Here is a 23,563-nt window from a genome sequence, read left to right as displayed (position 1 = left end):
GATGGCCACGCGCACCCGTCACGACCGGCTCGACCTGTGGATGAACGGCATTCCGGTCGGCTACTGGGAAGTCCGGCGCGGCGTCGAGCGTCTCGTCTACCTGCCGGCCTGGCTCGACGATCCGCAGGGGCGGCCGCTGTCGCTGTCGCTGCCCTTCACGCCCGGCAACCAGCCGCACCAGGGCGCGATCGTCGCCGATTACTTCGACAACCTGCTGCCGGACAGCGAGCCGATCCGCCGTCGCATCGCGCAGCGTTACCGGCTACGATCGACGGCGCCGTTCGAACTGCTCGCGTCGATCGGCCGCGATTGCGTCGGCGCGATCCAGATGCTGCCGCCCGGCGAAACGCCCGTCGATCTAGAGGCGATCGACGGCGTGACGCTCGACGACGCGGCTGTCGCCGACGTGCTGCGCCACGCGACCGCCGCGCCGCTGCCCGGCCGCCCGGAGCCGGAAGGCGACCTGCGCCTGTCGATTGCCGGCGCGCAGGAAAAGACCGCGTTGCTGCGCCAGGGGAACCGCTGGCTGCGGCCATCGGGCAGCACGCCGACGACGCACATCTTCAAGCTGCCGCTCGGGCGTGTCGGGAACATGCAGGCCGACATGCGAACGTCCGTCGAAAACGAATGGCTGTGCTCCAGGCTCGTCGCCGCGTACGGGTTGCCGGTCGCGCGGTGCGAGATCGGCCGGTTCGACGACCAGAAGGCGCTGATCGTCGAGCGCTTCGACCGGCGCGCCTCGCGCGACCGCACGTGGATCCTGCGGTTGCCGCAGGAGGACATGTGCCAGGCGACCGGCACGCCGTCGGGCGCGAAGTACGAATCCGACGGCGGCCCCGGCATCGAGACGATCATGGGCATCCTCGCGAATTCGGCCGACGCCGCGCACGACCGGATGAATTTCTTCATCGCGCAGCTCGTGTTCTGGGTGCTGGCGGCGATCGACGGGCACGCGAAGAACTTCAGCATCGCGCACCTGCCCGGCAACACGTACCGCAGCACGCCGCTGTACGACGTGCTGTCCGCGCATCCGATCCTCGGCACGCGCCGCAACCAGCTTCCGCCGCGCCGCGCACGGCTCGCGATGGCCGTGTGCGGGAAGAACCGGCACTACGTGATCGGCGAGATCCAGCCGCGTCACTGGATCGCGCAGGGCCGGCGCGTCGGCCTGACCGAAGACGACGTGCGCGCCGCGATGGCGGCCGTCGCCGCACGCACGGAACCCGCGATCGCCGAAGCCGCCGCGCAGATCCCGGCGGATTTTCCGGCGGACGTGGCAGACGCGATCTTCGATGGCATGCGCCGGCAGGTTCGCAAGCTCGGGGCTGGCGAACCCGCGTAATGGCTTGGCGGGTGGCTGTTGGGTTTGGGGCAGGCTTGAGCGTCTGGTGGCTTTCGATGCATCGATCGAGGTCAGGTCCGTTTCAGGTCGCGCTGGCGCATCCGCCGGGCTTGAGAACCGGATATGGCGATTCAATGCACGGACTCGACGGCTCATCCGACTGAACTGACGCATCCGCCGCGATGCTGGAATGGAAGCAGCCGGCAGCGCATCCCGTCGGATGACGAACGAAGCTCCCGGGGCGCGAGGCCGGCCTGGCTGGCGCGCCCGACGGCACACCGGCTTGCCATCACCGCCACCCGGCTCGTCCACCCGGACGATGCGCGCCTGCGCCGCCGCCGCACAATGGTCGCCGTGCCCATTCCCGACACCCGCCCCCTCATGGAATCCGCCGACCTCACGACCGCGTTCAGCCCGCTGCAGATCGGCCCGCTGACGTTGCGCAACCGCCTGATCAAGTCCGCCACCAACGAGGGCATGACGCCGAACGGCGTGCCGTCGCGCGCGCTCGTCCGCTTTCACGAACGCATCGCCGAAGGTGGCGCCGCGCTGACGACCGTCGCGTACTGCGCGATCAGCGACGACGGCCGCACGTTCGTCGACCAGGCGCGGCTCGACGTGCCGACGGTCCGCCAGTTCCGCGCGCTGACCGACGCCGTCCATCGCCACGGTGCCGCCGCCTCCGCGCAGATCACGCACGGCGGCTGCTTCACGTTCCTGCCGTCGCTGTCGACCGCACGGCCGTTGAGCGCATCGGGCGGCTTCAACAAGGTCGGCGTGATGAGCGGCCGCTTTCTGAAGCGGGCGATGACGCGCGACCAGATGTCGGCCGTTGCCGACGAATTCGCGCAGGCCGCACGCCATGCGCGCGACGCCGGCTTCGATGCGGTCGAGATCCACATGGGGCACGGCTATCTGCTCAGCCAGTTCCTGTCGCCGCTGTACAACCGCCGCCGCGATGCGTACGGCGGCGACGCGGCAAGGCGCGCCGCATTCCCGGTCGAGGTGCTGCGCCGCGTGCTCGATGCGGTGGGCCGCGACCTCGCCGTCGTCTGCAAGATCGGCGTGACCGAAGGCGTGCGCGGCGGCGGCACGGCCGACGACGCATGCGAAATCGCGCGGCGGCTCGAAGCCGAAGGCGCGCACCTGCTCGTGCTCAGCGGCGGAATGAACGTCGAATCGGTGTGGCAGCTGTTCGGCAGCCCGCTACCCGGCGACGCGCGCGCGAATGCCGACAACGCGATCGTGCGCGCCGCGATGGCGCTGCAGAAGCTCACCGAGCCGAAGATGGGCGCGTTTCGCGAGATGTATTTCCTCGAGCACTCGCGGAAAGTGCGCGCGGCCGTCAGGATGCCGCTCGCCTATCTCGGCGGCGTACGTTCGCGCGGGAACGTCGAGCTGGCGATGCGCGAAGGGTTCGACGCGGTCGCGCTTGCACGCGCGCTCGTATTCGAGCCGGGTTTCGTCAACGGGCTGCGTGACGGCCGGCTCGCGCAGTCGGGCTGCACGTCGTGCAACCGCTGTGTCGTGTCGATGTATACGCCGGGCGGCACCGCGTGCGTGCTGCGCGAGCCGAACGACCCCGCGCCGAACCGCGTGCCGGCCGTCGGCGCGTGAAGCATCAGGTATCGCGTGTGACGCCCGATGCGGGCGCCGCGGCCGCTCAGCCGGCGTCGCGCGCGCGGGCGAGCGCCGCGAGATTCCCTTCCCCGAACCCGTGGTGCCCCTTGCGCTGCACGACTTCGAAGAAGATTTCGCCGGGCCGCCGCTTGACGAAGGTCTGGAAGAACAGGCGCGGCACGCCGTCGCTGCCGATCTCGCCGTCGACCAGCACCGCCCGGCGGCGCAGCGCGTCGAGATCGACGCCGTGCCCCGGTAGCCGCGCGTCGACGTCGTCGTAATAGCGGGCCGGCGGCTCGATGAATTCGACGCCGTTCGCACGCAGCGCATCGACGCACGACAGGATGTCGTCGGTGGCCAGCGCGACATGCTGCACGCCCTCGCCCGGATGGTCGGGAAGATACGCGTGCATCAGCTCGGTGCGCCGCGTACCTTCCTCGTAGACCGGAATCCGCACCGCGCCGCACGGCGACACCATCACACGCGATTCCTCCGACACATGCCAGTGCGCGTCGATTTCGTGGATCTCGCGAAAATGCAGCAGGTCGTGGTAGAAATCCAGCCACTCCTGCATGCGCCCCGCGCCGACTGTCTGCGTGAAATGATCGACCTGCTGCAGCCCGACGCCCACGCAGTCGAGATCGGTATGCGCGGTCGCGATGTCGATCGGCCGGAAATCGATGTCGAAGATCGAGATATCGCCGACGCCGCCACGCTGGCCGTCGCGCCCGCGCCAGCGGTCGACGAAATAGAGGTGCGAATCGCCGATGCCCTGGATCGCCGGAATCTTCAGCTCGCCGACCCCGACCTTCTCGCCTTCGAACGCCCACGCGCCGAGCTCGATTGCCCGCTCGAACGCGCGCCGCGCGCTGGCCACGCGCAACCCGATCGCGCAGACGCCCATCCCGTATTCCTCCGCGTAGCGTGCGGCGAACGATTCGGGCTCGGCGTTGATCAGGAAATGCATCTGCCCTTGCCGATAGAGCGTGACGTTCTTGCTGACATGCCGCGCGATCGCCTTGAACCCGAGTTGCTCGAAGCGCTGCGCGAGCGCTTCCGGCACGGGCGCCGCGAATTCGACGAATTCGAGGCCGGCCATCCCGAGCGGATTGGCAGCCGGATCGGCAACGGGCGGCGTATCGCTGGACAGGGGGTGGGAATTGCCGGGCATTCCAGTCTCCGGGGGCATGCGTCGATGGGGATGGCGCCCGTCGCGTGCGGCATGCGCGGCCAGGGCGGCCGCCGCGCATCCGCCCCGAACGGGCGAGTTATCAATGCTGCCGATTTTAACCAGATCGTTCACGCCGGCACACCCTGGCCAAACGGGATATCGCCACGCCGCCTAGTGCAAACCCGGAAAGCGTTCGATAATCGCACGGATTTGAACGATAATCGCGCACCTTGCCCGTTTGGCCAATTGCCGCCGGGCGGCGCGCGCCCTATTCTCCGTTCACCCACCGACTTCAATGCAGCATCGGACGCGGCACCGCCACGATTCCTCGATGCGCCGTGCCAGGAGACACCGCCATGACCCCAACCATCGACACACTCGACGCCACCGTCAGTGCCCGCATACGCAGCCAGGCCCGCAAGGCCGCGATCGGCAGCTTCGTCGGCGCCGTGGTCGACTGGTACGACTTCCTGCTGTACGGGATCGTCGCCGCGCTGGTATTCAATTCCGAGTTCTTCCCGAAAGTCAGCCCGACGATGGGCACGCTCGCGGCATTCGCGACCTTCGGCGTCGGCTTCCTGTTCCGGCCGCTCGGCGGCGTCGTGTTCGGCCACTACGGCGACCGGCTCGGCCGCAAGCGGATGCTGGTGCTGACCGTGATGCTGATGGGGCTGTCGACGGTCGCGATCGGCCTGCTGCCGGCGTTTTCGACGATCGGCTGGTGGGCGCCCGTGCTGCTGGTGCTGATGCGCGCGATCCAGGGTTTCGCGGTCGGCGGCGAATGGGGCGGCGCGGCGCTGATGGCCGTCGAGAGCGCGCCGAAGCAAAAGAAGGCGTTCTACAGCAGCGGCGTGCAGGTCGGCTACGGCGTCGGCCTCGTGCTGGCCACGGGCATCGTGTCGATCCTGAGCCACACGCTCGGCGAGGCCGCATTCAAGTCGTGGGGCTGGCGCCTGCCGTTCGTGTTCAGTATCGTGCTCGTGCTGATCGGGCTGTGGGTGCGCAAGAACATGGACGAATCGCAGGAGTTCGTCGACAAGGTCGAACACGGCAACCGCAAGCTGCGCCTGCCGGTGCTGGAAGCGCTCACGCGCCACCCGAAGGCATTCCTGCTGATCATTGCACTGCGCCTCGCCGAACTGTTCACGATGTATATCGTCACCGCGTTCGCGCTCAGCTATTCGACGACGAACCTCGGCATGTCGCGCGACCTGTTCCTGAACATCGGCCTGCTGGTGGGCGCGGTGAGCTGCGTGACGATCCCGTGTTTCGCATGGCTGGCCGACCGCTACGGCCTGCGCCGCATCTACCTGATCGGCGCGCTGATCGGCGTCGCATCGGCGGTGCCGTTCTTCGTCGCGCTGGAGGCGAGGTCGATCGCCTGGATCGTGATCTTCTCGATCCTGCTCGCGAACGCCGCACACGACATGGTCGTGAGCGTCCAGCAGCCGCTCTTCACCGAGCTGTTCGGCGCCGAATACCGCTATAGCGGCGCGGGCGTCGGCTACCAGTTCGCGAGCGTGGTCGGCGGCGGGTTCACGCCGTTCATCGCGGTAGGCCTCGTCAGCGTGGCCCGCGGTTCGTGGCACCTCGTCGCCGGTTATCTCGCGGTGGGCTGCCTGATCTCGCTGGTCGTCGCCGTGCGGATGCGGGCGGCGCAGTAACAACTCGTCCGGATGGCCGGCCCGACCCGCGGCCGGCCATCCCACATTGATCGACGGTGGCAGGCAACGGCCCCGCTGCCTCGCGTGCGCGACGTCAAACACTGTCAGTTGCACCCACCGATTCCCCCTTTTCCCCTCTGAACATTCCACGCCGCCCGCCGACCAATGGCATCATATGGGCCTACGTCAGTCACCGATACGCCCCCATATCATGTCGAATCTCATCGTCCACGGCGGCACTCCGCTGCGCGGGGACATCAAGCCGTCCGCGAACAAGAACGCCGTCCTGCCGATTCTGTGCGCCACCCTGTTGACCGATCAGCCGCTGCGTCTCATCGGCGTGCCGGATATCACCGACGTACGCAAGATCCTCGACATCTTCCGCACGCTCGGCAGCGACGTGTCGGTCGACTTCACGACTGGCCTGCTCGAGCTCCACCATCGCAACACGAAATTCGATCCGGCGGTCCATCGGCTGCCGGAAGCGATGCGCTCGTCGATCATGCTGATCCCGCCGCTGCTCGCGCGTTTCGGCGTCGCCCGCCTTGAGAACGACGTGAAGGGCTGCACGCTCGGCGTGCGCGAAATCGATCCGCACGTCGAGGTGTTCGAGCGCTTCGGCGCGCACATCGAGCGCACGCCCGATTCGCTGATCGTCCGCACCGACGGCCCGCTGACGGCCAACGACCACTGGCTCGACTACGCGTCGGTGACGACCACCGAGAACTTCGCGCTGTGCGCGACGACCGCGAACGGCACGTCGACACTGATGAACGCCGCGTCCGAGCCGCATGTGCAGGAGTTCTGCCAGTTCCTCGCGATGATCGGCGTCGCGATCGAGGGCATCGGCACGTCGCGGCTCTGCGTGACGGGCGGCCGCAAGCTCGGCGGCGGTGAGTTCCGCTTCGCCGAGGATTTCCACGAGATCGCGACGTTCCTCGCGCTCGGCGCGATCACGGGCGGCGACATCACGGTGCGCAACTCGTCGCCCGAACACTTCCCGCTGATCGACCGCACGTTCGCGAAGTTCGGCGTCAACGTCACGCACCGCGACGGCTGGTCGCGCGCGGAACGCGACGGCCCGCTGCGCGTGCGCCGCCCGTTCACGCAGAACATTCTCACCAAGGTCGAAGCCGCGCCGTGGCCATACCTGCCGGTCGATCTGCTGCCGATCTTCATCGCGCTCGGCGTGCGCGCGGAAGGCAGCGCGATGTTCTGGAACAAGGTCTACGACGGTGCGCTCGGCTGGTCGGGCGAACTGTCGAAGTTCGGCGCGCACGTGCTGCTGTCCGATCCGCATCGTCTGATCACGTTCGGCGGCCTGCAACTGACGCCGGCGCGCGTCGAGAGCCCGTACATCATCCGCGTCGCGATCGCGCTGCTGATGGTGGCCGCAAGCATCGAAGGCCGCTCGGAAATCATGAACGCGCTGCCGATCCGCCGCGCACACCCGCACTTCGTCGAGAACCTGCGTTCGGTCGGCGCCAACGTCGAATGGACGAGCAGCGAGTAACGAGCGCTGCGCCGGAGGCGGTACGCGTGACATCGCGGCCGCCTTTTCCCCTTCCGTGTTCTTCCGGCTGCCTCGACAGTCAGCCCGGCAATCAGCATCACCTGCCCGTCGGCCGGTTCCAGCCGGCCGTGCTCCCCGCTTGGCGTCACTCCCCGCAGTCGACGTCGCCCGCGCCCATGTGATCGAAGCCGTACAGCATCACGCGGTCGTCCCGCGTGCGGGATGGCTCGGCCGCTGGCCGAGGCTGTCGTCGGTCGGGCTCGATGAATACTGGACGCTCCTGTCCATCCGGTTGTCCGAAGCCTTCCGCAGCCCTGAAAACGGCGCACCTCGCCCCGACGTCATGACTGCCGCTCAGTGCGACGTCCCCAACGCCATCGTTTTCACTATGCTGCGGAACAGCGGCAAGGCTTTCGGCATGTCTTCCACATAGGTCGCGCACGTCAGGCTGATCCGGTAGTTCGGTGTATCGCCGAGCGCCATGTACAGCCTGACGCGCTCATGATCGGGCCCGATCTTCGGCGAATACACGGTTTCCTGCCCCTTCACGCCGCCGCCGAAACGACGCCAGCGCCGCCAGCACGGCGCAGCGGGCGATACGGCGGGCGATTGGCAGGAGGAGATATCGGTTGTCGTCGACGGTCATGTTCCGGGCTCGGGGCACACATCCAGCGTCGAATCATACAAGCCCGGCCATGCGTTGCGACAGATCCGATTTGCGCGATAATCGCCCATTCGTGCGCGATTACCGCGCACCCAGGCGCTCCTCCTACGATGAAAAAGCCCGAACTCGACCGACGCGACTGGATTGCCGGCCTCGAAAAAGGCCTGGCGATCCTCGAGGCGTTCGACAGCCACCACGCGCGCATGACGCCCACCCAGGCCGCCGCGCGTACCGGCCTCACGCGCACGGCCGCGCGGCGCTACCTGCTGACGCTCGAATCGCTCGGCTACGTGTACACCGACGGCAAGCTGTACGGCCTCACGCCGCGCGTGCTGCGGGTCGGCTGGTCGTACTTCGATTCGGCGCGGCTGCCGCGCACGGTCCAGCCCTATCTGCAGCAATTGAGCGCATCGCTGAACGAGTCGGCGTATGTGAGCGTGCTCGACGGCTGGGAACTCGTGTTCATCGCGCGCAACGGCGTGTCGCGCGTGATGACGACCGGCTTCGTGCTCGGCGCGCGCGTGCCGGCGCCGCTGACGTCGCCGGGTGTCGTGCTGCTCGCCCATCATCCCGATCGCGAAGCCGTGCGCGCGTGGCTCGACGACACCGAACTGCCGCCGTTCACGCCGCACACGATCACCAACAAGGCGCGCCTGCTCGAACAGGTCGACCAGGCACGCGACGCCGGTTTCGCGGCGATCGAACAGCAATTGCAGGTCGGCGTGCGCGGGATCGCGGTGCCGCTGAAGAACCGTCACGGCGAAGTGGTCGCCGCGCTGAGCACGAACATGCCGATCGGCGCGGAGACGACCGACGCAGCCGTGCGGCGCGTCCTGCCGCACCTGCAGGAAGCCGCGCTCGCGATGCTGAATGTGCTGTAGCGGCAGCACCCGCCCAGGCCGCGTCCGCCCGATCTCGCTACGCGACGGATGGCGCCCACCTGCCGGAATCGGCAGTCTGCCGGCAGCGCTTCTTCCGTCTCACCCGATCCGCCACCACCGCGGCAGCAGATCGCGCACTTCGCGTCGCCGGTAACGGTCGTCGATCAGATGCACGACGCCCTCGTCGTGCTCGGTGCGGATCACGCGCCCGGCCGCCTGCACGACCTTCTGCAAGCCCGGATACAGGTACATGTAGTCGTAGCCGTTGCCGAAACGCGTGTCCATCGCGCGCCGCATCTGCTCGTTGACGTCGTTGACCTGCGGCAGCCCGAGCGTCGCGATGAATGCGCCGATCAGCCGCTCGCCGACCAGGTCCACGCCCTCCGAGAACGCCCCGCCCAGCACCGCGAAGCCGACACCGCGCCCGCCCGCGTCGAAGCGCGCGAGAAACGCGTCGCGCTCGCTTTCGGCCATGCCGGGCGCCTGCGCCCAGACGGGCACGTCCGGATGCCGCGTCTGCATCAGCGCGACCACGCGCCCCAGGTAATCGAAGCTGCTCAGGAAGCCAAGGTAGTTGCCGGGCCGCGTCGCGTACTGCGCGGCGATCAGGTCCACGATCGGTTCGAGCGAACGGTCGCGGTCGCGCCAGCGCGTCGACACGTGGCTTGCGACGCGCACCGTCAGTTGCTCGGCGCGGAACGGCCCGTCGACGTCGAGCCAGCCCGTGTCGCCGGGCAACCCGAGCGTGTCGCGATAGAAATGAAACGGGCTCAATGTGCCCGAGAACAGCACGGTCGCGCGCGCGGCTTCGTAGCGCGATGCGAGAAAGCCGGCCGGAATCACGTTGCGCACGCACAGCGTCGACTGCACGCGGCGCCGGCGGCCGGGCGCCGCAACGCCGTCGAGCGCCGGCTGGCGCGGCATCGGCTCGCCATGCAGCGTCGCATCGAAGATCGACGCGCTGTCGAACGCTTCGGCCAGCACGCCGAACTGGATCGCCTCGAAATGAAACCGCAGCAGCGCGTCGCCGTTCGCGCGCGGCGCGTCGGTCAGGTGTTCGCCGATCGCCGCGACGAGATTCTGCACGGCCGACACGATCGGGCCCGGTATCTCCGGATATGCGGCATAGCGCTCGGCCTGCGCGCGATTGACCGTACCCCATGCGCGGGCGAGCCGGTCGAAGGCCTTGCGCAGCGCGGCGGGCGCGGCCTCGCGCGCGGCCGCGAATGCGAACGGATCGAGCGACGCGCTGTACATCTTGCGCGCGCGATCGAGCAGGTTGTGCGCTTCGTCGACGAGCACGCCGACGTGCCACTGGTTCTGCTGCGCGAGCGTGTGCAGCATCGCGCTGCCGTCGTAGTAGTAGTTGTAGTCGCCGATCATCATGTCGGACCAGCGCGCGAGCTCTTGCGACAGGTAGTACGGGCAGACGTCATGCGCGAGCGCGGCCGTGCGCACCGTGTCCCGATCGAGCAGCCCGGCCTCGATCGCCGCATCGCGCGCGGCCGGCAGCCGGTCGTAGAAACCTTTCGCGAGCGGGCACGATTCGCCGTGGCACGCGCTGTCGGGATGCTCGCATGCCTTGTCGCGCGCGACGAGTTCCAGCACGCGCAGCGGCAGCGCGGGCGTGCCGGCGCCGAGCGTCGTCGCCGCTTCGAGCGCGAGCGCGCGGCCAGGCGTTTTCGCGGTCAGGAAGTACACGTGGTCGAGCTCGCCCTCGCCGCAGGCCTTCAGCAGCGGAAACACGGTGCCGAGCGTCTTGCCAATGCCGGTCGGCGCCTGCGCCATCAGGCAACGCTCGTCGCGTGCCGCGCGATAGACGGCCACCGCCAGCTCGCGCTGGCCGCTGCGGAACTGTCCGTGCGGAAACGCGAGCGCACGCAGGGCCGTGTCGCGCGCCGCGCGATGGGCCGTCTCGCGCTCGGCCCAGCCGACGAAGCACGCACACTGCTCCGCGAAGAACGTCGCGAGCTCGGCCGCCCCCAGCGTTTGCGTCAGCATCGTCTCGCGCTCGGACACGATGTCGAAATAGACGAGCGCGACGTCGATTTCCGTGAGGCCGCGCGCGTCGCACATCAAGTGCGCATAGACCTTCGCCTGCGCCCAGTGCAGCGCGCGATGGTTGGCCGGCATCGCATCGAGGCTGCCGCGATAGGTCTTGATCTCCTCGAGGCGGTTCGCCACCGGATCGTAGCCGTCTGCGCGGCCGCGCACGGTGAGCGTGCCCCACGTGCCCGTCAGCGCGATCTCGGTTTCGTAGCGTGCGCCGCGGCTCGACGTGACCGCGCCGTGGCCGGCGATGCCTTCGAGCGCCGTCGGCGCGGGCGTGAAGCGCAGGTCGAGATCGCCGCGTCGCGCGGTGAACTCGCACATCGCCCGCACCGCGACGACGTAGCTCATGCGGACAGACCCGCCGCTTCGGCGTGCGCGACGCCTTCACCGGCCCACTCGACATCGATCACGCGCACCGGGATGCCGTGCGCGACGCAGTAGGCGAGCCAGCGCGTCTGGTTGTCCTGCAGGCGGTCGCCGGGGCCTTTCACCTCGATCAGCTCGTAGCGGCGCTCACCGGGCCAGAAGCGGACGAGATCGGGCAGCCCCGACCGGTTGCTGCGGATATCCGCGAGCAGGCGCGTGAACCACAGCCGCAAGTGCTCGGCCGGCAGGCACGCGAGCGCCTCGTCGAGCAGTTCGTCGCTCAGCACGCCCCAGAACACGAAAGGGGATTGCAGCCCCGCCTTCGTCGCGAAATGCCGGCGGATCGTGTCGCGATAGGCGCCCGAATCGAGTTGCGCGAAACACGCGGCGAACGCGTCTGCCCGGCGCGCGGCGAAATCGGGCGCGTGCAGGTCGGCCGGGCCGCGCTGGAACGGGTGGAAAAACGCACCGGGCACCGCCGCAAACACCGGTTCCCAGCACAGCAGCCCGAACAACGAATTGATCAGTGTGTTTTCGACGTAATGCACGGGCGAAGCCGGTTGCGCGAGGTGGTCGCGCACGGCGAATTCGACGCTGACGAATGCATCGGGGCGCGCGAGCACGAGCGTTTCGCGCGGCACGTCCGCCGCCGCGGCCGCACGTTCGGCGCGCTGGCCGAGCCGGCGCTGCAGGCGCGGCAGCATCCGCTCGACACGCTGACGCTCCTCGTCGCTCTCGAAGCCGCCGCGCGCATCGAGCGCCAGCGCGAGCGCGTCGTCGTCACGCCCGCACCGTTCGAGCACGCGGATACGTCGATGGCGGCTGCCGGGCCATGCGCTGCGCACATACGCGTCGAGTGCAGCGGCCCAGTCGGCGCGGCGTTCGCAGGTTTGCCCGAGCGCGAACAGCAGCTTCGCGCGACGCGTCGCGAGCCACGGCTGCCCGCAGCCGACCGCGTCGATCGCGCGCATCAGGTCGTCGAACGGCAGATCGTCGGGCCATGCGTCGAGCGCATCGCGGCACATCTGCAGCGCGAGATACGCGTCGACGTCGCCGCGCTGCTGGAACGCACGGGACGACGGTGCGATCGGCACGCTTTCGTACTGGAACACGCCGAGATCGGCGAGCACGAACTCGCTCCAGTCCTGATGGAGATTGCCGAAGAACATCAGGCGCAGCCGGTCGCACAGCGCGCCCACCGTCACGCGCAGCACGCGGTCGCCGGCCTGCGCGCACCACGCGTCGAGCGGTTGCGCGACGTCGTGCGCGGGCCGCAGCCGTTCGAGCCATTCGGGCTTGCGCTTGCCCGCATGCGCGGCGAGTGCCGGGAAGATGCGCAGCAGATCGGCCTTGGTCGATAGCGCGAACAGTTCGTCGAGCGTCAGCGCGGGCGCCGGATCGACCCAGCCGAGTTCGACGAGCGGCGCGGCCGCGTCGAGCGTGCAGCCGATTTCGTCGTACACGAGCTTGCTGGCGCGGAAGTCGGCCCCGTTGCGCATCAGCATCCGCACGAGCAGCGCGCGCGACGCCTGCGGCAGCGTCGCGAACTGCCGGACGAACGCGTGCTCGTGCGCGTCGAACAGATCGTCGTAACGCTCGCCGAGCCAGGCCAGCGCGCGTTCGAAATTGGTCAGGTAGTAAAACGCCGGGGGCGTCGGCGAAGCAGGCGTCACGGGGATTGTTCACTGTACATTTGTACAGGTCAGAATCATATCAAATGTGACGGCAGATGCCCCACCCCGTATCGTCGCGCCCTGCTGCCCGGCCGCCGTCAGAACTGGTAATTCACCGACATGTCGAACACGCCGTTGGTCGACTGCTGCGTGATCGGGCTACGCGCGGCGCGGCCGACGAGCTGCTCGATCGCGCCGTCGATCGTGACGAACCAGTGCTTGTTCACGAACCAGGCCATCGTCACGCCCGCGCCGAACGACTTGAGCCCGGCCCCCGACGAATAGGCCGGCAGCCCGGAACGCGCGGCGGCGCCCTGGTTCACGCCGAACCAGCTGTTCATGTAGCGCGAATCGGCGAACGACACGGTCGGCCCCGCGAACCAGAAGAAATGCTCGTTGCTGCCCGGCAGCGGCATGTACGCGGAGAAATCGCCAACCCAGCCATTCGAGCCGCCGAGGCTGCGCCGGATATCCGCGCGCAGCACGAGCGGAAATTCCTTCGAGATCACGTAATCGGCCGCCAGTTTCATCACCGGTGCCGCGTTGATGTTGTCGAGGCCGTTCAGGTGTTCGGTATCGTCGGCCGAACGGCGCCCGAGGTCGTAACCGACCGACAGGCTCACGCGCCAGTTCGGCCCGCGCAGCACGTTCGCACCGAGCCCCTCGCCCGTCGACAGGAAGAACAGGTCGCGATAGCGGATGTCGAGATTCGGGCCGCCCATCACGCGATAGCGATCGGAGCCTGCATAGCGCGGCTGCAGCGTCATTGCGGCCCCCACGCTGATATCCCAGGTGGAGATGTTCGGGTCGTACAGTTTTTCGAGCGGCACACCCGCCGAGTATTGCCATTCGCCGAGCGGCGAAGGCGTCTGGGCCGACGCGTCGCGGGCACCGGCCGCGGCGAGCGCCGCAAAGGCCGACACACCGGAAACGAACCGGCGTGCGCCGGGCGACAGCAAAGGGCGAGCAGCAGTCATCAAGGCGGTCCCCGTCGGTTGCGCGAATCGAACCTGAAGGAAAGCGCATCGCGCCTCTTCGGCTGCAGCGGCTGGCAGCCTGCGGCGCGAACGTAGCGTGCGCTGAATTAACGGACATCCTACGCGACACGCGCGCAGACGCAAAGCGCCCGCTACGCGCGGGCACTTTGCCGTAGGCCGGCACCGACCGGTGAAGCGTGGTGGAATCAGAAGCGCTCGACGTGATAGTCGCCGGCCAGCGCGGCCGGGCTGCGTGTCGACATCATCCGCGAGAAGCCATCGGCAAGCCTTCCGAGCGCGAGCTGCTTCTGGCTCGCATCCCATTGCGTATAGGTGTCGAACGCGGCATCGTCGAACGACACGGTGACGGCGACCGGGTGGCCGCTGGCGCGAAAACCGATCTGCAGCACGCCGCCCGGCAATTCCTCGATGTGATAGCGCAACGAGCGCGATTCGAAATAGCGGCCCAGCACCTGAGCGATCGCGCGCTTGTCTGGCGATTGCACGTGAATGTCCATGAGGGTCCTCCTTTTTTCAGGTTTCGCGCGGCCGGTTGTGGCGCACCGCTGCCTCCCGGCATCCGCATCGGCGGCGGGTGCGACGGTGGGTCGCCCTGCGGCAGCCCGTCGGGTACCGGCGGATCGACGGGATCGTCGTGCCCGGGCGGCGGCGGATCCGGGTCGACGTCGGGCGTCGTCGGCTCGGGGCGGTGCAGCGTGAATGGCGTCTTCATGTCTCTCCTGCGCGACGGCGCGCGCATCTCGATGGCGCTGGCACCGCGCGCAAGCGGCGTGCCCGCTGCCGCGCCGTTTTCCTCCGGTTGCCCGCTCCGGTCGGGTGCTGCGGTGCGCTTAGTCGTCGTAGGCCGCCATCACCAGCCACATCGCGCGCCCCTCCGCGATCAGCCGCACCGCGAGCGCGAACCGGTCGGACGGCGTGCATTGCGCGACGAGCAGCCCGCTGCGCGCGCTCGGGGCCGTCGTAGACTGTGTCGTTCAGTTCGCGTACCTCGTCCTTGCCGTCGAACATGCGCCGCTCGGGCCGATAGACCAGCGATTCGCGCTTCCACGTGTCGAAACGTTCGCGCACATGGGAGAAATCGCCGCCGCATACGTTCGCGTCGTAACGTATCCTTTCCTTGGAAGCATTCATCACGATGTCCTCTCGTCCACGCCGACGGCGCGCGTGGCTGCGCCGCGCCCCGTGCGGTTCCGCCGATGCGCAAGCGTCGTGCCGTCGGCCCGCGCAGGCATGGCGCTTGCGCCCGCATCCATGACCAAGGAGGTTCGACCATGACCGTTCACGCCCCCGGCCGCCACGACGCCGTGTCACCGGCTGCCGGACTGCTCTGGCTCGCCACGTCGCGCCCGCCGTCCAAAGACAAGACGGAGGAACGCATCGACGAGGGACTCGAGGAGACGTTTCCGGCCAGCGACCCGCCCGCCGTTGGCGGCGCGACCCGTATCGATCCTGCCAAGCCGTCCGGCAAGCACGAACGCCGCGCGCCGCACGTTCCTTCCCCGCCCCCCGATCACGGCTGACGGTGGCACCCGGCCCGCGCTGCGCGGCGGCGCAGCGGCGCGCCGGAGCAATCCGGAGTTGATCTGATGAAACGCCTTGAACGCAGATGGCATGAAATCAGCGGCGCCGCCGGCGTCGCTGCGCTGGCGGCGATCGAAAGCGCAGTGGTGCTCGCGATCGTCGCGATGACGGGCATCGGCCACTGACGTCCCGCCCCGCCCGTTCACGGCTGCCGCCGTGGAAGATGTACAAGCGGGCTGGCAAATTTCTCCGTCGCCTGGCCGTCGCGCCCCGGCGTGGGTGGCACGCCGTCTGCTTCCTCATCGTCTCGCTCACGAAGGAGACGTTCATGTATCGCGTCACCGAGATCATGTCGCGCGACGTGGTGTGCGTCGCGCCGACCGACACGATTCGCCATGCGGCCGAACTGATGCGGCGCTTCGATATCGGCGGCGTGCTGCCCGTCTGCGACGGCACCGAACTCGTCGCGATCGTGACCGATCGCGACCTCGCCGTGCGCGGACTATCGCACGGTCATACGTCCGATACACCCGTCAAGGCGGTCGCGTCCACGCCCGTGCAATGGTGTGTCGAGGACGACGGCGTCGGTGACGTCCAGCAGCGGATGGCCGACGCGCAGTTGCATCGATTGCCGGTGCTCGACCGCAACCGGCGGCTGGTCGGCATCGTGTCGCTCGGCGACATCGCGACACGCGCGGGCGGCCCCGAGCGCGACGAGCTGGCCAATACGCTCGAGGACGTGTCGCTGCCGCGCCGGCGCTGACCGGCGCCCGTTCATGCCGCGTGGCCCGCCCCGGGGTGCCGCTTCGACCAGGAGGTGTTCGACGACAACGGACAGACCGTCGTGCGCCGACACGCGCATCGTCGGCGGCATGCATCGCGCGGCGTGCGGCGGGCCGGGGCCTGACGTGATGGCCGCCCGCACGCTCGAGGGCGATCGCGTCCTGACGATGGACGGCGACGATATCGGCCAGGTCGCCGACATCATGCTCGACGTGCGCACCGGCCGGATCGCGTATGCGGTCGTGTCGTCGCGCGGCGTGGCGACAAGCTGCTCGCCGTGCCGTTGAACGTGCTCGTGCTCGACGTCGAGCGCAAATGCTTCGTGCTGCCGGTCGCCACCGAACGCGTGCGCGAAGCCCCCGGCTTCGACCGGAACCGCTGGCCGGCCATGGCCGATCCGGACTGGGCAGAGGCACTGCATGCGTACTACGGCAGTTCGCCATACTGGCTGATCGAGGAAGGCGAAACGGCGCTCGACGCACCGTCGTGCCACGTGCTTTCCGTTGCGTCCATCGTGCCTCCTTGCCTCCTTGCCTCGTGGCTGACCGGGCGAGCGTCCGCGCCGGCGGCTACCGGCCGCGGGTGTGCCGACCGTGCTCGGCGTCGGGTGCGACATCGGCAATCACGCTCGCCAGCGTCGGCATGTCCACCGGCTTGCACAGATACGCGTCGAAGCCGGCGGCCATCACGCGATGCCGGTCGGCGTTGCCGGCGTGCGCGGTGACCGCGATGACTGGCAGATGCCCGCTGCCGCCCGGCAAATGGCGGATGCGGTCGAGCAGCCAGAAGCCATCGCCGTCCGGCATCGCGAGATCCGACAGCACGACGTTCGGCGCTTGCCGTTCCACCACATCGAGCGCGTCGTGCCCCGATTGCGCGGTCGACACCTGTGCGCCCATCGTTTCGAGTGCCGCCGCAAGGCTCGCACGCGATGTCGCATCGTCGTCGACGACGAGCACGCGCTGGCCGTCGAGCGCCACCGTGTCCGGCGTGCCCCCCGCGTGCAACAGGTTCTCGGCCGGATCGTCGGCGTCCCAGCCTGCCGGCAGCGTGACCGTCACGGTCGTCCCGCGCCCGGTGCCGGCACTCGTCGCGACGACCTCGCCGCCATGCAGTTGCGCGATGTTGCGCACGATCGACAGGCCGAGCCCGAGGCCGCGCTTCGGCGACGCGAATGCGCGTTCGGGCCGGCTGAACGTCTCGAACAGATGAGGCAGGTATTCCGGCGCAATCCCCTGCCCGGTATCGGCGACCGACAGCCGCACGCGCTCGCCGGCACGGGTCAGCGACACGACGATGCGGCCGCCCGGCGGCGTGAACTTGATCGCGTTCGACAACAGGTTCGACAGGACCTGACGCACGCGCTCGCGGTCCGCCGGAATCACGCAGGTCGGCATCTCGTATTCGGTCGACAGTTCGAGCCCACTCGCCTGTGCGGTCGCGTCGAGTTCACGCGTGGCGTCGCGCACGACCCGCACGAGATCGACCGGCACGCGCTCGAGGCGCAAGCGGCCCGTTGCGAGCGCCGACGCGTCGAGCAGGTCGGCCACCATGTGCGACAGCGACCGCGCGCTGCGATCGATCGCATCGACCGCCTGTTGCGCGAGCCCCTGGCCATCGACGTTGCGCAGTACCTCGACCCAGCCGTAGATCACGTTCAGCGGCGTGCGCAGTTCGTGCGACACCGTCGCCAGCAGCTCGTCCTTCAGCCGGTTCGACGTGTCCGCCTGGGCACGAGCGTCGCGCGCGCCGCGCAGCGAGCGCATGTTGCGCCGCTCGCCACGACGGCGTTCGCGCGCTTCGCGCAATGTCATCGACAGGCCCGTGCAGCGGCCCTGCGCATCGACGATCGGCGACGCGGCGAAGGTTGCACGAAAACGGCTGCCATCGCGCCGTATGCACAGCACGTCGAGCGGCCCGACCAGTGCATGCAGGTTCGCGAACGATGCGGGCACCGGATGCCGCCGCAACCAGCGCGGCGCGATCATCGCGGTGATATCGCGCCCGGTGGCCTGCGCCGCGTCGATGCCGAAGATCCGCCGCGCGGCCGGATTCCAGCTCGTGATCCGGCGTGCGGCATCGACCCCGACGATCGCGTCGGGCGACGCATCGACCACGCGGCGCAGCAGGCCGTCGTCAGGGACGGGAACGGGGACGCGGGCGGCAGGCGCCGGCTCGCGCGCAGCGGCGTCGCCGTCGTCATCGGGTTCGCGCAGACGATCGTTCGCGAGCAACGGCTTCACGGCCATCACGAGCACGCATTCGACGAAGCTGATCGCGATGAATGCGCCGGCCTGCGCGAGCAGCGTGGCCAGCGGCGCATCGCGCCACCACAACACGCCGATCACGGCCACGCTCGCGGCCGCCGCGGCCAGGCCGCCGCCGAACGACGTCAGCCATGCCGCAGCCGCCACGCCGACATAGAAAGGCAGCGGCGCAAATGGCGTATGCTCGCCGACGACGCGAACCGCCCACGCCTGCAGCGCGGACGCCAGCCCGACGGCCAGCACCACCCATGCACCCTGCCGTAACAGCTCACGGGTCAGGGTTCTCATTGCATCCTTGCGTCGCGCCGGCTCCCGTCGCACGGTGTCGTGCCGCTGGTCGGCAGCAGGCCTGCCGTCGAGCGTGCCGGGCGAGCGTGATGGCATCCGCAAGTGGCATACCCGATTCCGGCCGTGGATGGCCGATGGCACGCCGTGCCGGTTACCTGGCTGCCTGGCGGCCCCAAGTGCGGGGGCGGCGGCCGGTCGGGCACCGACCGGTGTCATGGGCCGCATCGGTGCATCATGGCCGCGACCGGCTTTTTTATCGAAATGCTGTAAAAAAGCACCGACACGACCCAGGATGGCCCGGAAGTGCCGCGATTCGTGTCAGGAATCGATGGCCTGTTTCTTCCGCCCTCGCCGCGCACATTGGAAATTTCTATTCCGCGGCACCTTTACGGTCGTTTCGCTGTCGATGATAAATATTGCAATCAACGGAACGCGTGGTGCCGATTTTCAAAACGGCCCGCCAACACCGATGGGAGAAACCGCCAACCGTTCGAAGCAGCGCGCAGACGGCCGCCGGCTGTCAGGCCGGTCGTCCGCGATGCGCACGCTGCTCGGCCGCATCGAAAAAATCGCGCCGACCCGCGCGAGCGTGATGATTGCCGGCGAAAGCGGGGTCGGCAAGGATATCGTCGCGCGCCGGTTGCACGATCTCAGTGCCCGGCGGGATGGCCCGTTCGTCCCCGTGAATTGCGGCGCGATTCCGCCCGATATCGCGGAATCGCAGTTGTTCGGGCACGAGAAAGGCAGTTTCACCGGTGCGATTGCGCAGCGGGAAGGTTTCTTCGAAGTCGCGCGCGGCGGCACGCTGCTGCTCGACGAGATCGCGGAAATGCCTGCGCCGCTGCAGGTGAAGCTGCTGCGGGCGATCGAATCGAATGCGATCGTCCGGGTGGGCGGCACCGACGCGATTCCGCTCGACGTGCGCATCGTGTCGGCCACGCGCCACAACCCGGCCGAAGCCGTACGCGACGGCCGGCTGCGGGAGGACCTGTTCTACCGCCTCGCCGCGTTTGCGCTGTACGTGCCACCGCTGCGCCAGCGCGACGGCGACATCGAGACGATTGCGCTGGAATTCGTCGACGCGCTCAACACGCGGCATCACTTGCACAAGCGGCTGACCGAAGCAGCGATCGCCGCGTTGCGCGCGTATTCGTGGCCCGGCAACGTACGCGAGCTGCACAACACGATCGAGCGCGCGTACATCCTGGCGGACGAGGGCATCGACGTCACGCTGCCGAAGCCGGCGCTGCCGCCCGAGCGCCTGTCGGAGAACACGATGGCGCTGCCGCTCGGCGCGACCTTGCACCATGCGCAGCAGCGCTTCATCGCGGCGACGCTGCGCCACTTCGACGGCAACAAGCCGCGCGCCGCGAAAGCGCTCGGAATCAGCCTGAAAACGCTCTACAACCGGCTCGCGCTGATGCGCGACGGCGGCCGCTCCTGAGCGGTGCGGCCGCGCTTCCCGCGCGCCGCGTTACGCGACCTTGAAGCGCCCGACCGTCGTCGCCAGCGCGTTCGCCTGCGACTGCAGCGCTGTCGCGGCAGCGGTCGACTGTTCGACGAGCGCCGCGTTCTGCTGCACCATTTCGTCGAGCTGCGTGACCGCGCGATTCACTTCCTGGATGCCGCGCGTCTGCTCGTTCGCCGCGTGCGTGATCTCGGAGATGATCGTCGTCACGTTCGACACGTTGGAGACGATCTCGCGCATCGTATCGCCGGCCTGACGCACCTGCCCGGACCCGGCCGACACGCTCGCAACCGTCGATTCGACCAGCACCTTCACTTCGCGCGCGGCCTGCGCACTGCGTTGCGCGAGGCTGCGCACTTCCTGCGCGACCACCGCGAAGCCGCGGCCCTGCTCGCCCGCGCGCGCCGCTTCGACAGCCGCGTTCAGTGCGAGGATGTTGGTCTGGAACGCAATCCCGTCGATCACGCCGATGATGTCGCCGATCCGGCCCGATGCTTCCTCGATCTTCTCCATCGTCGCGACGACGTCCGACACGACCACGCCACCATGCGACGCGATCCGCGACGCGGCCGCCGCGCGTTCGTCGGCCTGGCCGGCCGCCGCCGCCGACTGGCCGACGGTCGCGGTGATCTCTTCCATCGATGCCGCCGTTTCCTCGAGGCTCGCCGCCGCCGATTCGGTGCGCGACGACAGATCCTGGTTCCCCGCCGCGATCTCGTTCGCGGCCGTGCGCACCGACTCGCTGGCGTCGCGGATCTGGCGCATCACGTCGTTCAGCTTGTCGACGAAGCTGTTGAACGAGCGTGCGATGTCGGCCACTTCGTCGCGGCCGTCAGCCGGCAGGCGCTGCGTCAGGTCGCCGGCGCCCGAGCCGATCGCGGCCATCGCCTGGCGCACTTGCGACAGGCGGCGGAACGCGGTCGCGGTGATCGCGCCGATGATCAGCGACGCGACGGCGACGATCACGAGTAGCGTGATCAGCGACGCGGTCAGCAGCGAGCGCATGCCGGCCGTCGCTTCGCTCTTGTCGAGCAGCACCAGCGCGTACCAGTCGGTGCCCGGCACGGGGCGCGCGCGCACCAGCTTCGCGTCGCCGCCGACGCTCACCTCGACGGGCGCGGTCGCGGCCGCGATCGTCGCGCCGTTCGTCGCGCCGAGTTCGGCCGACACGTCGGCGACCGGCTTCAGCGTGAGCTTCGGGTCCGGGTGCGCAACCACGTGGCCGTTGCTGTCGATCAACATCCCGAAGCTCGCGGGCGTCGGGTGGATCGACTTCACGTTCGCGATCACGGTGTCCATCGACACGTCCGCGGCGACGACGCCTTTCAGGGCGCCGTCGCGCAGGATCGGTACCGCGAACGTGACGACGAGGTTGCCCGTGCCGGCGTCGACGTAAGGCGGCGTGACGACCGGCTTGCCGGCCTGCGCGGCCTGCTTGTACCACGGGCGGCCGGTCGGATCGTAGTCGGGCGGGATGCCGGTCGGGTCGGAGAAGTGGAACGCCTTGTCGGCATAGCCCGCGTAGACGTTCGTGAAGCCGCCGGCCGTGGCCATCTGCTTGAACACCGGCAGCGGATCGGGAGTCAGCGCGGCATCCTGCAGCGACGCGATCATCCGGCTCCGGGTGGCGACCCAGTCGGCGATCCCGACCACGTGGCCGCTTGCGACGGAGGTCAGGTTGCGATCGATCGCGTCGTCGTTGTACGAACGCGCGATGAAATAGTTGATGAGCGTGGTGGCGACGAGCGCGAATACGACGATGGAGACGCACGCGGCGAGGATGCGGGCGCGGATGGACGAGAACATGGCAACGACTCGGTAAGGGAGCGCGAACGCCCGGTGGACGAATTCACCGGGTAAACGGCAATCGCGCCGCTTACTTGAGGCCGCCGTGACAATTCAGTGAAACGTATGACGAAACGCAACGTCGGTTTTCAGGAGGGCGCCGGGATTGCCACACCCGGCCGGCACCGCGCGCACACGCCGTCGCCGGATGCGACGACGGTGCCGGCGATCTTGCGCACGGCAATCGAAAGGGAATGGGAACAGGCCGGTTCGCTGTCGACGGATGCCTGCATGTCGATCAGGATCCGGCCCTGGCCCGGCGGCGGAGCGCGTCACGTCCGCGGCGTCAACCGCGGCGCGTGCCCGTCACAGGCGGTGGCTCGGACGCGGATCGGATTCCGTGGGCGACCCGTCGGCCCGCGTGTCGTGGTCGAAATCGTCCTGCTGGCGCATCCGTTCGCGCAGGTGCCGGATCGCGAACACGTGGATGTAGTCGTGCACCCGCGCGTCGGACGACAAGACGCGCACTTCGTCGTCGAGCATCGCACGCAACTGATCCGAACCGATCGCGCGCTGTTTGGCGGCTTCCTTGAGTGAATCGAGCAAATTGTCCTTGGACATCGACGGACTCCTGACGGTCGAGGAACGAAAAGAAGTAGATACCGGAAGCTTAAAGACTGAACGGCAGCGCGGCGTGCGATGCGCCGGCGCGTGTTTGCGCGCGATCAACAGCACGTTGCGTGCCGCCGCGCCGATTCGTCCCTGAACCGGCCGCGCAAGATTCGCGGCGCGAACTGCCCGCGAACGAGACTGGAAGCCCTGCCACGCCACCCCGAGGCGCGGCACCGGTGGCGGGCAAACGATGGAGGCCGCTCGACGCCGATGCAGTGACGAAGTTAGACCGGCCGAAATCATGCGTCAAGCGACCGCCACCACGCCCGGCCCATTCGTCGGAACGAACGCGCCGGATCGTCGCCGGGACGGCCGATCGGTCGCACTGCGTGTCAGCGGATTCCGATACGCCCCGCGCAATCCCTGACAGCGACTTCAGCGCGCGCTGCTTGGCAGCGCACGGGCGCCACACGATACTGATGACATGGACGAAACGTTCATACGGGCAATCGCTCAGCCGGCCATCGAGCCGGCATGCGGGGCCTGGCGCAGGAGACCAACCATGGGACATCGCAACTTACCGGGCCGGGACGGCCAGCGGCGCGCGTCGGGCAACGCGCGCGCCCTGCCCGCCCGTGCCGTGTCGGCTGGCAACCGTCCGTCCGACAATATCGACACCTTGCTTGCGCTCGCACGCGAAGCCGGGTTGCTCGTCACGCTCGACGGGCAGATCGGCCGCGAGAAGTACCAGAGCGTCGCGGGCTCGGTCCTCGCGTTGCAACGGTTCGCCGCGGCACTCTGCGCGCGGGCCGCCTCCGACGCGGCGGCCGTTGCGGAGCCGCGCCGCAAGGCGCGCCCCGGCTGGCCGCATGCAAACCGCCTGCGCAACCGCACG

General features: G+C 68.7%; 20 protein-coding genes and 2 pseudogenes. 11 read left to right on the top strand and 11 right to left on the bottom strand.

The genetic code is table 11. The features are described from left to right. The first annotated feature begins 1 nt into the window (after position 1). Together BDO18943_RS22085 and BDO18943_RS22080 are read left to right on the top strand one after the other, a co-directional pair. Positions 2-1,342, top strand: a complete 1,341-nt coding sequence (locus BDO18943_RS22085) for a type II toxin-antitoxin system HipA family toxin (RefSeq protein ID WP_175024038.1) — start codon at positions 2-4, stop codon at positions 1,340-1,342. A 381-nt stretch (positions 1,343-1,723) separates the two neighbouring features. Beyond that, entirely contained in the window at positions 1,724-2,959 is a 1,236-nt protein-coding gene (locus BDO18943_RS22080) for an NADH:flavin oxidoreductase (protein WP_175024037.1), read from the top strand. 46 nt (positions 2,960-3,005) lie between these two features. On the opposite strand, the gene BDO18943_RS22075 is transcribed toward BDO18943_RS22080, so the two are convergent. Then, a complete protein-coding gene (locus tag BDO18943_RS22075) occupies positions 3,006-4,133 on the bottom strand; it encodes a 4-hydroxyphenylpyruvate dioxygenase family protein (protein ID WP_175024036.1) in 1,128 nt (375 codons plus the stop codon). Positions 4,134-4,489: 356 nt separating this feature from the next. On the opposite strand from BDO18943_RS22075, the gene shiA reads away from it, so the two are divergent. Continuing rightward, on the top strand, positions 4,490-5,797 hold the full coding sequence (shiA, locus tag BDO18943_RS22070) for a shikimate transporter (protein ID WP_175024035.1): 1,308 nt from the start codon (positions 4,490-4,492) through the stop codon (positions 5,795-5,797). A gap of 211 nt (positions 5,798-6,008) precedes the next feature. After that, positions 6,009-7,310 (top strand): UDP-N-acetylglucosamine 1-carboxyvinyltransferase, encoded by a 1,302-nt coding sequence (locus tag BDO18943_RS22065; protein WP_060359039.1) that lies wholly within the window; start codon positions 6,009-6,011, stop codon positions 7,308-7,310. 354 nt (positions 7,311-7,664) lie between these two features. Here BDO18943_RS22065 and BDO18943_RS22060 read toward each other — a convergent pair whose 3' ends face one another. Further along, positions 7,665-7,859: a hypothetical protein gene (locus BDO18943_RS22060; RefSeq protein WP_186248609.1), complete on the bottom strand. Its 195-nt coding sequence runs from the start codon at positions 7,857-7,859 to the stop codon at positions 7,665-7,667. Positions 7,860-8,084: 225 nt separating this feature from the next. On the opposite strand from BDO18943_RS22060, the gene BDO18943_RS22055 reads away from it, so the two are divergent. Beyond that, positions 8,085-8,855 (top strand): IclR family transcriptional regulator domain-containing protein, encoded by a 771-nt coding sequence (locus tag BDO18943_RS22055; RefSeq protein ID WP_175024032.1) that lies wholly within the window; start codon positions 8,085-8,087, stop codon positions 8,853-8,855. Between the two features lie 99 nt (positions 8,856-8,954). Here the strand turns inward: BDO18943_RS22055 and BDO18943_RS22050 are convergent, their stop codons facing one another. The 5 genes and pseudogenes from BDO18943_RS22050 to BDO18943_RS22030 all read right to left on the bottom strand — a co-directional run bounded on the left by BDO18943_RS22050 (position 8,955) and on the right by BDO18943_RS22030 (position 15,075). After that, positions 8,955-11,255, bottom strand: a complete 2,301-nt coding sequence (locus BDO18943_RS22050) for an ATP-dependent DNA helicase (protein ID WP_175024031.1) — start codon at positions 11,253-11,255, stop codon at positions 8,955-8,957. Then, complete coding sequence (locus BDO18943_RS22045; protein WP_175024030.1) at positions 11,252-12,946, bottom strand: VRR-NUC domain-containing protein; 1,695 nt, start codon at positions 12,944-12,946, stop codon at positions 11,252-11,254. The genes BDO18943_RS22050 and BDO18943_RS22045 overlap by 4 nt, the downstream gene beginning before the upstream one ends. A 98-nt stretch (positions 12,947-13,044) precedes the next feature. Next, on the bottom strand, positions 13,045-13,923 hold the full coding sequence (locus tag BDO18943_RS22040; protein ID WP_175024029.1) for a MipA/OmpV family protein: 879 nt from the start codon (positions 13,921-13,923) through the stop codon (positions 13,045-13,047). Positions 13,924-14,129: 206 nt separating this feature from the next. Beyond that, positions 14,130-14,441 (bottom strand): ATP-binding protein, encoded by a 312-nt coding sequence (locus BDO18943_RS22035; protein WP_175024028.1) that lies wholly within the window; start codon positions 14,439-14,441, stop codon positions 14,130-14,132. A 333-nt stretch (positions 14,442-14,774) separates the two neighbouring features. Beyond that, positions 14,775-15,075 (bottom strand): annotated as a pseudogene (locus BDO18943_RS22030) (hypothetical protein). Positions 15,076-15,215: 140 nt separating this feature from the next. Here BDO18943_RS22030 and BDO18943_RS22025 point away from each other — a divergent pair. The 3 genes and pseudogenes from BDO18943_RS22025 to BDO18943_RS22015 form a co-directional block, all read left to right on the top strand. Beyond that, the gene (locus BDO18943_RS22025) at positions 15,216-15,464 is read left to right on the top strand and encodes a hypothetical protein (protein WP_175024027.1); all 249 of its coding nucleotides are present in this window, start codon (positions 15,216-15,218) and stop codon (positions 15,462-15,464) included. A gap of 329 nt (positions 15,465-15,793) precedes the next feature. Continuing rightward, the gene (locus BDO18943_RS22020; protein WP_175024026.1) at positions 15,794-16,228 is read left to right on the top strand and encodes a CBS domain-containing protein; all 435 of its coding nucleotides are present in this window, start codon (positions 15,794-15,796) and stop codon (positions 16,226-16,228) included. 109 nt (positions 16,229-16,337) lie between these two features. Further along, a pseudogene (locus BDO18943_RS22015) lies at positions 16,338-16,732 on the top strand (PRC-barrel domain-containing protein); the annotation flags it as partial. A gap of 85 nt (positions 16,733-16,817) precedes the next feature. Here BDO18943_RS22015 and BDO18943_RS22010 read toward each other — a convergent pair. Beyond that, positions 16,818-18,803 (bottom strand): hybrid sensor histidine kinase/response regulator, encoded by a 1,986-nt coding sequence (locus tag BDO18943_RS22010; RefSeq protein WP_175024025.1) that lies wholly within the window; start codon positions 18,801-18,803, stop codon positions 16,818-16,820. Between the two features lie 406 nt (positions 18,804-19,209). Here BDO18943_RS22010 and BDO18943_RS22005 point away from each other — a divergent pair, with 406 nt between their 5' ends. After that, positions 19,210-20,247, top strand: coding sequence for a sigma-54 interaction domain-containing protein (locus BDO18943_RS22005; protein ID WP_175024024.1), 1,038 nt, complete (start codon positions 19,210-19,212; stop codon positions 20,245-20,247). 30 nt (positions 20,248-20,277) lie between these two features. Here the strand turns inward: BDO18943_RS22005 and BDO18943_RS22000 are convergent, their stop codons facing one another. From BDO18943_RS22000 to BDO18943_RS21990, 3 genes are all read right to left on the bottom strand, one after another. Then, entirely contained in the window at positions 20,278-22,077 is a 1,800-nt protein-coding gene (locus BDO18943_RS22000) for a methyl-accepting chemotaxis protein (protein ID WP_175024023.1), read from the bottom strand. A 128-nt stretch (positions 22,078-22,205) separates the two neighbouring features. Beyond that, entirely contained in the window at positions 22,206-22,349 is a 144-nt protein-coding gene (locus BDO18943_RS21995; RefSeq protein ID WP_175024022.1) for a hypothetical protein, read from the bottom strand. 73 nt (positions 22,350-22,422) lie between these two features. Continuing rightward, positions 22,423-22,677, bottom strand: coding sequence for a DUF3562 domain-containing protein (locus BDO18943_RS21990; RefSeq protein WP_175024021.1), 255 nt, complete (start codon positions 22,675-22,677; stop codon positions 22,423-22,425). Between BDO18943_RS21990 and BDO18943_RS21985 the strand changes: the two genes are divergently transcribed. Continuing rightward, a complete protein-coding gene (locus tag BDO18943_RS21985) occupies positions 22,670-22,822 on the top strand; it encodes a hypothetical protein (protein ID WP_175024020.1) in 153 nt (50 codons plus the stop codon). The genes BDO18943_RS21990 and BDO18943_RS21985 overlap by 8 nt on opposite strands. Positions 22,823-23,230: 408 nt before the next feature. Further along, a partial coding sequence (locus BDO18943_RS21980; RefSeq protein WP_175024019.1) for a hypothetical protein occupies positions 23,231-23,563 on the top strand: 333 nt, incomplete at its 3' end.

The organism is Burkholderia aenigmatica (assembly GCF_902499175.1).
GTDB classification, from domain to species: domain Bacteria; phylum Pseudomonadota; class Gammaproteobacteria; order Burkholderiales; family Burkholderiaceae; genus Burkholderia; species Burkholderia aenigmatica.
This window is presented reverse-complemented; position numbering and strand designations above follow the sequence as displayed.

Excerpts from the sequence above, each read along its gene's own strand:
- BDO18943_RS22085 (WP_175024038.1), top strand. The coding sequence starts at position 2 with ATGGCCACGCGCACCCGTCACGACCGGCTCGACCTGTGGATGAACGGC.
- BDO18943_RS22080 (WP_175024037.1), top strand. The coding sequence starts at position 1,724 with ATGGAATCCGCCGACCTCACGACCGCGTTCAGCCCGCTGCAGATCGGC.
- BDO18943_RS22075 (WP_175024036.1), bottom strand. The coding sequence starts at position 4,133 with ATGCCCGGCAATTCCCACCCCCTGTCCAGCGATACGCCGCCCGTTGCC.
- shiA (WP_175024035.1), top strand. The coding sequence starts at position 4,490 with ATGACCCCAACCATCGACACACTCGACGCCACCGTCAGTGCCCGCATA.
- BDO18943_RS22065 (WP_060359039.1), top strand. The coding sequence starts at position 6,009 with ATGTCGAATCTCATCGTCCACGGCGGCACTCCGCTGCGCGGGGACATC.
- BDO18943_RS22055 (WP_175024032.1), top strand. The coding sequence starts at position 8,085 with ATGAAAAAGCCCGAACTCGACCGACGCGACTGGATTGCCGGCCTCGAA.
- BDO18943_RS22050 (WP_175024031.1), bottom strand. The coding sequence starts at position 11,255 with ATGAGCTACGTCGTCGCGGTGCGGGCGATGTGCGAGTTCACCGCGCGA.
- BDO18943_RS22040 (WP_175024029.1), bottom strand. The coding sequence starts at position 13,923 with ATGACTGCTGCTCGCCCTTTGCTGTCGCCCGGCGCACGCCGGTTCGTT.
- BDO18943_RS22035 (WP_175024028.1), bottom strand. The coding sequence starts at position 14,441 with ATGGACATTCACGTGCAATCGCCAGACAAGCGCGCGATCGCTCAGGTG.
- BDO18943_RS22025 (WP_175024027.1), top strand. The coding sequence starts at position 15,216 with ATGACCGTTCACGCCCCCGGCCGCCACGACGCCGTGTCACCGGCTGCC.
- BDO18943_RS22020 (WP_175024026.1), top strand. The coding sequence starts at position 15,794 with ATGTATCGCGTCACCGAGATCATGTCGCGCGACGTGGTGTGCGTCGCG.
- BDO18943_RS22010 (WP_175024025.1), bottom strand. The coding sequence starts at position 18,803 with ATGAGAACCCTGACCCGTGAGCTGTTACGGCAGGGTGCATGGGTGGTG.
- BDO18943_RS22005 (WP_175024024.1), top strand. The coding sequence starts at position 19,210 with ATGATAAATATTGCAATCAACGGAACGCGTGGTGCCGATTTTCAAAAC.
- BDO18943_RS22000 (WP_175024023.1), bottom strand. The coding sequence starts at position 22,077 with ATGTTCTCGTCCATCCGCGCCCGCATCCTCGCCGCGTGCGTCTCCATC.
- BDO18943_RS21995 (WP_175024022.1), bottom strand. The coding sequence starts at position 22,349 with ATGCAGGCATCCGTCGACAGCGAACCGGCCTGTTCCCATTCCCTTTCG.
- BDO18943_RS21990 (WP_175024021.1), bottom strand. The coding sequence starts at position 22,677 with ATGTCCAAGGACAATTTGCTCGATTCACTCAAGGAAGCCGCCAAACAG.